At 41.2% G+C, this 12,123-nt stretch carries 9 protein-coding genes; 3 read left to right on the forward strand and 6 right to left on the reverse strand.

Annotated features, from left to right (window positions below; genetic code table 11):
- Positions 1-73: 73 nt before the first annotated feature.
- The 6 genes from astD to J8L71_RS13200 form a co-directional block, all read right to left on the reverse strand.
- Positions 74-1,543: a succinylglutamate-semialdehyde dehydrogenase gene (gene astD / locus J8L71_RS13175; RefSeq protein ID WP_211000932.1), complete on the reverse strand. Its 1,470-nt coding sequence runs from the start codon at positions 1,541-1,543 to the stop codon at positions 74-76.
- A 16-nt stretch (positions 1,544-1,559) separates the two neighbouring features.
- Entirely contained in the window at positions 1,560-2,576 is a 1,017-nt protein-coding gene (gene astA, locus J8L71_RS13180; RefSeq protein WP_211000933.1) for an arginine N-succinyltransferase, read from the reverse strand.
- An 85-nt stretch (positions 2,577-2,661) separates the two neighbouring features.
- Positions 2,662-3,867, reverse strand: coding sequence for an aspartate aminotransferase family protein (locus J8L71_RS13185; RefSeq protein ID WP_211000934.1), 1,206 nt, complete (start codon positions 3,865-3,867; stop codon positions 2,662-2,664).
- Between the two features lie 379 nt (positions 3,868-4,246).
- Positions 4,247-5,407: an HDOD domain-containing protein gene (locus J8L71_RS13190; RefSeq protein ID WP_211000935.1), complete on the reverse strand. Its 1,161-nt coding sequence runs from the start codon at positions 5,405-5,407 to the stop codon at positions 4,247-4,249.
- Between the two features lie 43 nt (positions 5,408-5,450).
- On the reverse strand, positions 5,451-6,032 hold the full coding sequence (locus tag J8L71_RS13195; protein WP_211000936.1) for an aminodeoxychorismate/anthranilate synthase component II: 582 nt from the start codon (positions 6,030-6,032) through the stop codon (positions 5,451-5,453).
- 174 nt (positions 6,033-6,206) lie between these two features.
- Positions 6,207-7,196, reverse strand: coding sequence for a zinc-dependent alcohol dehydrogenase family protein (locus tag J8L71_RS13200; RefSeq protein WP_211000937.1), 990 nt, complete (start codon positions 7,194-7,196; stop codon positions 6,207-6,209).
- Positions 7,197-7,500: 304 nt separating this feature from the next.
- On the opposite strand from J8L71_RS13200, the gene J8L71_RS13205 reads away from it, so the two are divergent.
- The 3 genes from J8L71_RS13205 (at position 7,501) to J8L71_RS13215 (ending at position 12,085) form a co-directional block, all read left to right on the forward strand.
- Complete coding sequence (locus tag J8L71_RS13205) at positions 7,501-7,740, forward strand: YdcH family protein (protein ID WP_211000938.1); 240 nt, start codon at positions 7,501-7,503, stop codon at positions 7,738-7,740.
- Positions 7,741-8,237: 497 nt separating this feature from the next.
- Complete coding sequence (locus J8L71_RS13210) at positions 8,238-10,934, forward strand: TonB-dependent receptor (protein ID WP_211000939.1); 2,697 nt, start codon at positions 8,238-8,240, stop codon at positions 10,932-10,934.
- A 59-nt stretch (positions 10,935-10,993) separates the two neighbouring features.
- Positions 10,994-12,085: a hypothetical protein gene (locus J8L71_RS13215; protein WP_211000940.1), complete on the forward strand. Its 1,092-nt coding sequence runs from the start codon at positions 10,994-10,996 to the stop codon at positions 12,083-12,085.
- The last annotated feature ends 38 nt before the right edge of the window (positions 12,086-12,123 follow it).

The raw sequence follows: 12,123 nt of genomic DNA on the forward strand, positions 1-12,123 counted from the left end.
ATAATTACTAGCTTTGCGCGTTAGCAATACAAAAAAAGCAGCCGAAGCTGCTTTTGTAGCAATTAAGTAGTACTTAATCTATTTTTAAGCCTGGGCTTAGTGTTGCTGGCATCGCTACTTTTTCAAGCTCTACTGAAGCAACTGGGTATGCACAGTAATCAGCTGCGTAATACGCGCTTGCTCTGTGATTACCCGACGCGCCAATACCACCAAATGGTGCTGCGCTTGATGCGCCCGTAATGGGGCGGTTCCAGTTAACAATACCCGCGCGAATACGACGTAAAAAGTGGTCGTAGTCGGCTTCGCTGTCGCTAAGTAAGCCTGCAGATAAACCAAACGTTGTGTCGTTTGCTTTATCAATTGCTTGGTCAAAGCTATCAAAGCGGAATACTTTTAAAAGTGGGCCAAAATGTTCTTCATCAGGGAAATCACTAATAGCTGTACACTCAATAATACCTGGCGTTACAAAGCCTGTATTTGCTGTGTGCTCAAGCTCTACTAATACTTGAGCGCCAAGTTCAACTAACTCGCTTTGTGCTTTAACCATACCTGCAGCTGCCGCTGATGAGATCATAGAGCCCATAAATGGCTGTTCTGCATCGTCGTAGTTGCCTACTTTAATGGCTTTAGTTGCAGTGATAAGGCGCTCTAAAATTGCATCGCCTTTGCTACCTTTAGGTAAAAACAATTTACGTGCACACGTACAACGCTGGCCGCTTGAAATAAATGCTGATTGAATAATATCGTGTACAACTGCTTTAGTGTCTTCAACGTCGGTAATAATAAGCGGGTTATTGCCACCCATTTCAAGCGCTAAAATTTTACCCGGCTGACCTGCAAACTGCTCATGTAAAATATGACCAGTGCGCGAAGAACCCGTAAAGAACAAGCCATCAATACCTTTGTGAGCAGCAAGGGCTTTGCCCGTTTCTACTTCACCTTGAACAAGGTTGATAACACCGGCTGGTAAACCGGCTTTTTCCCAAAGTTTAAGCGTAAGCTCGGCAACTTTTGGAGTTAGCTCTGATGGCTTAAACACAACTGTGTTACCCGCTAAAAGCGCAGGAACAATGTGGCCATTAGGCAAATGCCCTGGGAAGTTATACGGGCCAAATACCGCGACCACGCCATGTGGCTTATGACGGATCATGGCACGCCCTAGTGGCATTGCATTTTCTACGTCGCCTGTGCGCTCTAAAAATGCTTTTTCAGAAATGGCAATTTTACCAACCATAGCGCCCGCTTCAGTGCGCGTTTCCCACAGTGGCTTACCAGTTTCTTGTGCAATAGTGATGGCAAGCTCTTCGCTGTTTTCTTTTAATTGTGCTGCGAATGCTTTAACTATTTCTAAACGTTCGCTAAAGCTCTTATCAGCCCATGCGTAAAATGCTTCACGCGCAGCGCCAACCGCTGAATCAACTTGCTCGGCAGTAGCTGATGATGCGCGCCAAATAACGTCGTTATTTGCAGGATTTACTGAGTTAAATTCTGTGCCTTGGCCTTGTGACCATTGACCATTAATAAATTGTGCAGGATGAGTCATTATACTTTCTCCTAAATTAAACTGGGGTTGCGCTTACTGTATCGCCAGCTTGCAGTTGCAGTGCATCGGCTAACTCTTGCGATAAAACAAGGCTGTCTGCTCTGTCGTCATAAGACATAGGCGCTACGGTTGCTCTAAAACCTTCAAGCTTTTCGTTGGCTAAAAGCACCATGGTATCGCCTGACGCTTCGCCTATTTCAACTTTAAAGTTATGTGCGTTACGAATAGTGGCAATGTTATCTACTTTTGCTTCAACCGTTGGGCCGGCGTCAAAAATGTCTACATAGCCATTAAACGTAAAACCTTCGCTTTTTAAAAGCTCAATAGCTGGGCGTGTGTTGTCGTGCACTTTACCGATGACCGCTTGCGCATCTTTGCTTAGCAAGTTTACGTAAATTGGGTACTTTGGCATTAGCTCTGCAATAAATACCTTTTGGCCAATACCTGTTAGGTAGTCGGCTGTAGGAAAGTCCATTGAGAAAAAGTGCTCTTCTAACCACTGCCAAAAAGGGCTACTGCCGCTTTCATCAGACACACCGCGCATTTCTGCAATTACGGTTTGTGCAAAACGTGCCTGATGTTGCTTAATAAACATAAAGCGCGCTTTTGAAAGTAGTTTACCGTTACAGTTTTTACGATAGCCATCTTTTAAAAATAGCGTACATAATTCTGTTGCACCGGTGTAGTCGTTACACAGCGTTAAAATATCAACCGCTTTGTATACGTCTAATGTGCGTGATGAATGAATCACTTTACTTAAGTGATAATGATAAAACGCATCATCAAGGCCTACAGCTGCTTCTATTGCAGATGTGCCAACTACTTCACCGGTTTCGCTATCTTCAAGAACAAACAAGTAGCCTTCGTCACCGGGTTGTGACGTTTGTTTAGCAAATGAGCTTACTGAATGGTCAATCTTTTTTTGTAATAGCTCTTCATTTAAAGGCAAAGACGTAAAACCATGCCCTGATTCGTGGGCAATTTTCAGTAATGCTGAGTAATCATTTTGCTGGATTGGGCGAAGGATCATCATGAGTCCGCTTGCTCCCTTATAAATAACGGTAAATAGGATTTACAGGGCAAACACGGTTTGCCCTTAATTACTTGGCTAGAGTAGTTTATGCGCTTACTACACTTGCTACTGCTTTTTCAAAGCGTGCCATACCTTCGCGAATATCTGCTTCAGTAATAACTAGTGAAGGAGTAAAACGAACTACGTCAGCGCCTGCCACTAATGACATTAAGCCTTGCTCAGTACCCGCTACTAAAAATTCTTTAGCACGGCCTATGTACTGCTCGTTTACTACTGCACCAATTAATAAACCTTGGCCACGAATTTCGCTAAATACATTGTATTTTTCGTTAACGGCTGCAAGTAGCTCATTAAATAATGCGGCTTTTTCTTTTACGCCAGCAAGTACTTCTGGTGTGTTTACAGTATCAAATGCAGCTTCTGCAACAGCACATGCAAGTGGGTTACCACCGTATGTAGAACCATGAGTACCTACTTTAAGGTGCTGTGCAATCTCAGTCGTTGTGATCATAGCGCCAATAGGGAAACCACCGCCAAGTGCTTTAGCCGACGTTAAAATGTCAGGTACTACATTTAAACCTTGGTATGCGTATAGCTCGCCTGTGCGGCCTACACCTGTTTGTACTTCATCAAAAATAAGTAGAGCGTTATGCTTAGTACATAAATCGCGAACACCTTGAGCAAACTCATCAGTTGGCGAAACAATACCGCCCTCACCTTGAAGTGGCTCCATCATTACGGCACATGTTTTGTCGCTAATTAGTTTTTCAAAAGCAGCTAGGTCGTTGTAATCGCAATGAACGATATCACCTGGCTTAGGACCAAAACCATCTGAGTATGCCGCTTGGCCGCCAACAGTTACGGTAAAGAATGTACGACCGTGGAAACCTTTGTTGAATGCAATGATTTGTGATTTTTCTGCGCCAAATTTATCAAGTGCAAAACGACGCGCTAATTTAAGTGCGGCTTCGTTTGCTTCAGCACCAGAGTTAGCAAAGTAAACTTTTTCAGCAAATGTCGCATCAACCATTTTTTTAGCTAGACGAAGTGCCGGCTCGTTGGTCATTACATTTGAAAGATGCCAGATTTTTTCGCCTTGCTCTTTTAATGCGCCTACTAATGCAGGGTGGCAATGGCCTAGACAGTTAACTGCAATACCACCAGCAAAATCGATAAACTCTCGACCTTGTTGATCCCATACGCGAGAGCCTTCGCCTCGAACAGGAATTACGCTTGAAGGTGCGTAGTTAGGAACCATTACTTGATCAAATAATTCGCGATTGACTGTCATTTTATTTCCTCTTAATTGTGAGCAACACAAAACATCAAAATAGGTGTTTGGTTAATATTTGTAACCAACTTAATAGGCAAAATCAGACTCTGATAATTGCGCAAAATTGCTTTGTGGTTCAATTTTCAGACGCACATTATTTCAGAATAAATGAATACTGTCTCGTTAAAAACTTTCATCTACCCCTTGAAAATAAAGGGCTTGGGATATTATTTCATAGATAGTGAATAACTATTAGCAAAGTGAATAACCACCGCATTTTAGCTTCTTTGCGGCTGCGCATTGAACTGCGGCTAGCTTTAAGCGCTAATAAGTTACTATAAGAAAGCGTGTAGGATGAATGATTAGTCGCAAAAAAATTAACAAAAAATTCAGATTTTTAGTCAATTTGAATAGCTAAATTAGTAAAATTGCTCGTTTGGAGGGTTTTTAGTTCCGTTTTAGTGAACTTAAAGTGCGAAAACCACGCCTGTATTTCATCAGGCTCTATTAGCTGGTGCTCTTTTAGATTGAGATAATGCGAATAACAGCGTGCTTTTAGCATAATATCGGTTAAAGGTAACATTTCATCATTTTTATCTACACCATGCACAAGTTGCTGTATTACCCCTTTAAACGGTAAATACTTAAACGCCATTTGCTCAATAACTTTAGCGCTTACCGCAATAGATTTATTACTCAATAAAGTAGTTAAAAATAGCGGATCGGGTTTTAACTCTAATAAAGCGGTGTGTAAGTCTTTTTGTTGCTCTTGTCGTGCTAGTTGCACTTTACGCTGCCATACCTGCTCAAACGTTTTTAAATATAAACGGACTAATGCAATTCGCCCTACATCTAATAACATACCCAAAGTAAAAGCATGTATGGGGTTTACCTTATTTAGCTCTGCAATTTTTTGCGCTGCAATAGCATTAGCCATCGCGCTGTCGCGCAATCTGCGTTTTAAAAGAGGAAATGGCTCAGTACTGTGTGGCATCCAATGGCGCACTGCAAATGTAGGTATTACTAACTGTAAGTTATCGAGCCCAATATAACGAAGAGCTAATGATGGGCTATCTACTTTAACTGAAGTGTTTTTGCTGCGCTGATTACGATAATAAGGCAAATTAACTAATGTAATAAGCTCTCGCCCTAGCCAACTTAAATCATTAACTAAGGGCTCAAGGCGTCCAACTGATGCCGATTTAACCGCAAGTATGTCGAGAATATTGGCAATACCGTCTTCAATACCTATGGTGCTGTGGATGACAGCATCCATATCTTCAAGCTTTTTAAAAATAACGGTTTCAATGACTTTATGTAGCTGCTCACTCGCTTGAGCACGGTATTTATGATGTGCTGTACTACTTTGCTGACGCTTTTGCTGTGCTGCTACTTCTACTTGCAACAAGGTGCGTTGCTTCATTGGTTCGCCGTAATCTATATCAAGAGTATGAATAAACCCTATTTGCTGATGTGCAAAGCTGTGCCCAAGCAATAAATCATGTGCTCGCTGGTCTAACACTTTGGCAATTCGCTGCTGGGCTACAAGTTCAGTCATGGCATCCATTCAATTAATATAAAATGCGTTTTGTATTGTAACATTAGAAGCGAGTTAAAAAGTTATCAAGCAATTGCAAACCATGCTCTGTTAAAATTGCTTCAGGGTGAAACTGCACACCTTCTATTGCAAGCTCGGTATGGAGTAAGCCCATAATCTCATCAAACTCACCTTGCTCGGTTTGGCTCCACGCTGTTACCTCTAATTCACTCGGTAAGCTTTGCTGCTTAACCACCAGCGAATGATAACGGCAAACAGTTAATGGGTTTACCAAATCTTTAAATACACCTTTATTAGTGTGCACTATAGGCGAAGTTTTTCCGTGCATTACTTTTTTGGCTCTAATTACATCGCCGCCCAATGCTTGTGCAATAGTTTGGTGCCCTAGGCATATGCCTAAAATAGGAAACTGCCCTTTTAACTGCTCAACAACGCTAAGTGATACACCTGCCTCGTTAGGTGTACATGGGCCTGGCGATAATACGATATGCTGTGGGTTTAACTGCTTTATTTGAGCAACGCTTAGCTCATCATTACGCTTTACTAATACGTCTTGATCTAATCGCTGAAAATATTGCACTAAGTTGTAAGTAAACGAATCGTAGTTATCGATCATTAACAGCATTACACAACAAACCTTATAAAATTATCGACCATTTACTTTGTGCAAGTGGTGCTACGCGCTGCATTCTATCACTATTATTTCGTCAACATAAATGAGGTTTGTAAGTTAATTGGCTACCTTTAAAGGAATATGAGGATTAGTGAAGAAGCCGGCTAAAAAGCCGGCCTTTATACATTACTGTACGCTTATAACGACCTTGCCCATCGCTTGGCCGCTAGCCAAACGGTCATGCGCTTTTGCCGTCTCTTCTAGTGTAAAATCTTGCTCATCAAGGACTGGGCGCATACCACCTGCTTCTACAATTTGTGCAAGCTTTGCTAGTTTGTCGCCATGATCTTGACGGTTAAAGTCGTGGATCATTGGAATAAGCATAAATATGACGTTTAACGATAACCCTTTAAAATGTACAGGGCTTAAATCAAGCTCTAATAAAGAAAGCGTTGTAGATACCTGCGCATTTAGCTTTGCTGCTGCAAACGAGTTAGCCAGGTTACCGCCGCCTACCGTGTCAAACACCATGTCAAAGCCCACATTATTAGTGTGCTTTTCAACGTATTGCTCTACGGTTTCATCTTTAAAGTTAATGCCTGTCGCACCAAAGCTTTCTATTAGGGCTAGTTGCTCTGCGTTACCGCCTGTTGAGTAAACATCAGCGCCAAAATGCTTAGCTAGTTGTACTGCTAAATGGCCTACACCACCTGCCCCGCCGTGTACTAATACTTTTTGCCCTGCACTTACACTTGCACGTGTTAAGCCTTCAAGTGCAGTAATACCAACGAGTGGAATAGCCGCCGCTTCTTTCATTGAAAGGTTTTTAGGTTTACGCGCAATTAAACGCTTATCAGCGAGTATAAACTCAGCAAGTGCACCGGGTAAATTGCCTAGGCCGCCCGCACAACCACATACTTCATCGCCTACTGCAAATTCTGTTACGCCTTCGCCAACGGCTTCAATGGTACCCGCAAAGTCCATCCCTAAAATACCTGGTAATGCTGGAGCGAAGGGTAAGTCAGCCCCCATTTGACGAATCATCATATCAATTGTATTTACGCTCGTTGCAGCAATACGAACTAACACGTTACCTTTTGTTACGTGTGGTTTTGCAACCTCGGCTGCTACAAATTCTTCAGTGCTACCAAAATTATTAATTGTCATTGCTTTCATGGGTATTGCCTCTGATACATGTTGATGAGTAATTTTGTAATGAGGCTTTATTGTAGTTATACATTTTATAAATGATAATAAGTCAATATACACAATCTGTTTCAAAATAATATTGATAATGAAGCGTAAAAATCATCCTCTTAATCTACTTTTAAAGTAGCTATTAAACAAAATCCAAAGCAATCGTTGCGCTATATCAATTTAAGCTTCCTATGGTTGATTTATGATTGAGTAAACCCCAGAGTAATATATGACAAGACAGTAATTCACTTAAGTAACTCATTTTTCCTACTAAGGAGCGAATATGTTAGGCGAAGACCATTCACTTACTAATGACTTTCCACAGTATTTAAATACCATTGCAGAGCTAAATGAAAGCGATACCGAGTTTGCAAAAAAAGCAGATAAGTACGATAAGCTAGACAAAGAAATAAGAGTATTAGAACTTAAAGATGCGCCAATCAGTGATGAACAAATGCACCAGCTCAAGCATGACCGCTCTGAGTTAAAAGATTGGCTCTACGAGCGCTTGCAACAAGAGTAGTGCTATATAAATAAAAAGCTCACTCATAAGTGTGAGCTTTTTATGACAACAAAGGGCAATATTTTTACTGCTTAGTGCGTTTAGACTAGTTTTTTGACACATAAATATATTATGTGTGCCGATAGCTTTTAGGTTCTACACAAGCGCACATTGCAGCGCATTTGCTTATTCCACATTAAACGCATCAACTAATCTAAAATCATCAGTAATTTTGCTAATAGCACTGCCTAATCCGCGTTGCAGTCGCTACACTTATTTATCCCCTCACAACACCTGTTAATACACTTTAACCCAATAAATCACTTCACTTTAAAGTGTTTTATATTAAAGCGAATAAGCGCCCCTCATTTATTAAGTTTTTATTAAACCTGTACTTAATTTGGAAAATTCTCTCGTCTACTTTGTTTAGTTGATGGCTGTATTACGTAACTGAGCTTCATTGCCGTATGCATGTCACTTTTGTATTCAACAACACTAACTGAGAGAAGAAAGGAACTATGATCCCGTTTAAACTTACTAAATTGAACGTCCTAATAAGCGCAGTAACTGGCACGGTTGTACTCACAAGTAATCCTATACAGGCAGCTCAAAATGATGAAGTGCAGCAAGAAATGGAAGCGATCACGGTAACGGGCTACCGTACAAACTTAGCCCGTAGTAAGGAGCTGAAAAAAAATGCAACGGGATCACAAGACAGCATACTGGCAGAGGACATTGGTGAGTTCCCAGATGCTAATTTAGCGGAGTCATTACAACGTGTTCCTGGGGTATCTATTTCTCGCGACTCAGGTGAGGGACGTCAAATATCGTTACGTGGGTTAGGCCCGAACTTCACTCGTACCAGGTTAAACGGCATGGAAGCACTGTTTACAAGTGATTCTGGTGTTGATCAACGTGGCGGCGCTTCGCGTACTCGAGATTTTGATTTTAGTGTCTTTGCATCAGAGTTATTTAATCGCGTTGATGTGTATAAATCTTACGATGCGTCATTGGATGAGGGCGGCATTGCAGGTACCGTTGATTTACACACGGCTAAACCATTTGATAATTCAGAAGAGGGTTTGCAAGGTGCTGTAAGCGTAAAAGGAATTTATAACGATAGAACGCAGCATTCAGACCCACGCTTTGCAGCACTTTTGTCTAATACGTGGGGAGATTTTGGCGCGCTGGTATCTGTTGCATATTCGCAAGTTGATACGATTGAAGAAGGCTATCATGTATGGTCTTGGCGACAAGCAAGCTTTGGTGCTGACAATGTTGCGCCAAGCGTTGATAGCGATATAGCTTCTCGTTTAGTCAATGCAACAGGAAACGACCGCGTATTTGTGCCCCGAGCAAATAATATCGCTTCATGGGCAAACACCCGGAAACGCACTGGTATTACTACGGCATTTCAATGGCAGCCTTCTGATGCACTCTCGTTTGATTTAGATATTTTATACGGGAAACTCTCTAACGATCGCGTTGAAAATCAACTCTCAACAGCCGGTACCAATGCGTTTACTGGTGACGTAACAGCTAACCAATTACTCGTTGATGCCGCTATTGACGGTGACGACTTAGTGTATGCGTCATTTGAGGGACTCGATTTACGAACTGAATCAAAAGTAAGCTACGGAGAAACCGATTTTTACCAAATATCATTAGGCAGTGAATTTGAGCTTAGCGACAAATTAACCGCTTCTGCATTGATTGGCTTTTCAAAATCTGACTTTACTCAGCCGATTCACGACAAAGTATTTAGTGAAGCAGTAGATCATGCCTTTTCAGTGGACTGGCGCAATGCGAGTTACGGTCAAAATACATATGATTTTGACATAACAAACACAAACGAATGGGCGCTTATGCGCACTGATGTTCGAGAAGATGAAATTAGTAACGAATACACTACATATCAAATTGATTTTAATTACGAATTAGACGATATCCACTCTTTTAAATTTGGTGCGCAATCTAAAAACTACCAGTCAGATGGCTTTGAGCGCAGAGACCGAGTCGATTGGGAAAATGACCCCAATGCACCAGAGGCTGTATTTCAAATAACCGATATACCGGTATTACACGACTATGCAATTGCTGATAACCAAGCAACATTTGACCGTGTTGTAGCGACAAGCTTGATAAGCCGAGAACTTGACGCTTCACATAATCGTCCAGGTACTGTGTATCAAATAGAAGAGGATACCCTTGGTCTTTATGCACAATATCTTTTCAATACACAACTAAACGATTTACCAATTAGAGGTAACATTGGTGTGCGCTGGTACGAAACAGATCAAACCTCCAGCGGTGAAGTGAACAACGGCTCTGGATTTGAGCAAATAACATTTAACAATACTTACTCCGATATCCTGCCAAGTCTAAATGTAGTTATGGATATTTCTGAGCAATGGCTTGTAAGGTTTGGGGCTAATCGTAATATTTCGCGCCCTAATTTAGACCAACTAAAGGCTGCCGGACAAGTCGGTGTGGCCGATCAGTTTATTAGTGCGGGTAATCCCAATTTAGAACGCTTTGTTGCCGATTCATTTGAAACATCCTTTGAATTTTATGGCGACTCGTCAAGCTTGGCTATTGCCTTGTTTTATAAAGATATGGAGTCATTTATTGTTCAACAATCGGTAACGTTACCTTATGAGCAAACTGGTTACCCTTTAGAATTTTTAGACTTTGATCCTCGTATTAATGCCCAATCTGAATTTACTGTATCGCAACCCATTAATGGCGATTCAGCCGATGTAACGGGTTTAGAAGTTGCGTTTCAAATGGACTTTGACTTTTTACCCGAACCCTTTAATTACTTAGGTATGCTCGGTAATGTAACCATTGCTGATGGCGAAACCATTTTGTTTAACGAGGGCGAGCGTATCAGCGTAACTCCGCCGGGTTTATCTGAACTGTCTCATAATTTTACCCTCTATTATGAAACTCCTCTTTGGGGAATGCGCTTATCAAGCTCTTACCGCGATGAATACATTACAGGCGAAGGCTCAGAGCAAAATATTGTTGCCGGATACGATGAAACAACATTTGTTGACTTCAAATCATTTATGAATATTACAGAGCAAGTAAAAGTGACTTTTGAAGCGACGAACTTAACAGACGAAGTCATTCGTCAATTCCTCGATCACAGAACCCAATCCTACTCACAAAGTGGCCGTAATTTTGCGCTAGGTGTGTCGTATAAATTCTAGTTCAACTACCAATACAGGCTGCTATAGCAGCCTGTGCTTAACCAGTAAAAGGAACAATCATGAATAGAAAAGTCTTCGCGATATCATTTGTATGTGGCTTAACCAATACGGGGTACTGTTCAGCTAACGACTTTTATGTACAGCCAAAATTAAACTCCTCAATATCACAAGCCTTTAACTCCTTGGCTAATGACTGTCAGGATTTTAAAGCGGATACACAAAACGATCATGTATTCGAAATCAGTGATCATCATCAAGCATTTGAACTATCACATAAATGGAGTAATGGTTCGCATACCGCCTTCATTGCACACTCAGAAACCAGTAGTGGTGATTTAGGACAAATATTAACCTTTGATGCAAAACAGTCTGTCTTTAATAATAACGATGTTATTAAAAGTGACACTACACTGCCTCTGCGCGATAAAATACGCATTTCTGAGCAACATCCATCGGGTATTGCATGGCTTCCAGCCCCCAATAATAAAGACGAAGGTTATTTATTCATTGCCTCAGAAAACGAAATAAAAGTTCGCGTAAGAAGATTTAATTCAACAAGTGATTTAGGGCAAAGCGCTGAATTAATACAAACGGAGTTAAATAAAATTACTGATGTATGGCTTGCTCAAGTAGATGACACCACCTGGCTCATACTTCACCATATGGGTGAAGCAAAAGGGGTCGCTTATAAAGCTGATTCCAAACGCTTATTCCAATACAACACACCACAAGAGGGCAATATTGATATAAATGCTTTTGAACGTGTTAATAGCTATCAAACAGCTCAAAATACCCCTTGTAATAGTGTTGGTCAAAATGCTCAGCTAATTCAAGATAATGCAAATAATTGGTACGTTGTGCATTCTTATACAGGAGGTAATATTTGTGGGGCAAACATTGGAAATAATCAGCTTAGCGCTTACCCAGTAAGCTTTAACGACAATACCGCTTTTAGTGTGTCTACTTTAGAACCAGCAGTACAAACTACGCTAGGTAGCGCAGCAGGGCCAACCGATCCCGGTGCTGATGGCGCGAGCGGGTTTAGAGTAAATGAAAACGGGCAATTAATTGCGTACTTAGGTGCACAATATGCTTATTCATCTTTTTTTAATTGGAAATCCGCTTTACGTGAGTGCCGTTCTAGCAACTAACCTAAACGTGAGGTGACTAGTTTAGTTACCTCACTATT

This window comes from Pseudoalteromonas sp. MMG007 (genome assembly GCF_018100985.1).
GTDB lineage: Bacteria > Pseudomonadota > Gammaproteobacteria > Enterobacterales > Alteromonadaceae > Pseudoalteromonas.

What these genes read in the sequence shown, in the direction of transcription:
- astD (WP_211000932.1), bottom strand. Translation starts at nt 1,543, where the DNA reads ATGACTCATCCTGCACAATTTATTAATGGTCAATGGTCACAAGGCCAA.
- astA (WP_211000933.1), bottom strand. Translation starts at nt 2,576, where the DNA reads ATGATGATCCTTCGCCCAATCCAGCAAAATGATTACTCAGCATTACTG.
- J8L71_RS13200 (WP_211000937.1), bottom strand. Translation starts at nt 7,196, where the DNA reads ATGAAAGCAATGACAATTAATAATTTTGGTAGCACTGAAGAATTTGTA.
- J8L71_RS13195 (WP_211000936.1), bottom strand. Translation starts at nt 6,032, where the DNA reads ATGCTGTTAATGATCGATAACTACGATTCGTTTACTTACAACTTAGTG.
- J8L71_RS13215 (WP_211000940.1), top strand. Translation starts at nt 10,994, where the DNA reads ATGAATAGAAAAGTCTTCGCGATATCATTTGTATGTGGCTTAACCAAT.
- J8L71_RS13185 (WP_211000934.1), bottom strand. Translation starts at nt 3,867, where the DNA reads ATGACAGTCAATCGCGAATTATTTGATCAAGTAATGGTTCCTAACTAC.
- J8L71_RS13205 (WP_211000938.1), top strand. Translation starts at nt 7,501, where the DNA reads ATGTTAGGCGAAGACCATTCACTTACTAATGACTTTCCACAGTATTTA.
- J8L71_RS13210 (WP_211000939.1), top strand. Translation starts at nt 8,238, where the DNA reads ATGATCCCGTTTAAACTTACTAAATTGAACGTCCTAATAAGCGCAGTA.
- J8L71_RS13190 (WP_211000935.1), bottom strand. Translation starts at nt 5,407, where the DNA reads ATGACTGAACTTGTAGCCCAGCAGCGAATTGCCAAAGTGTTAGACCAG.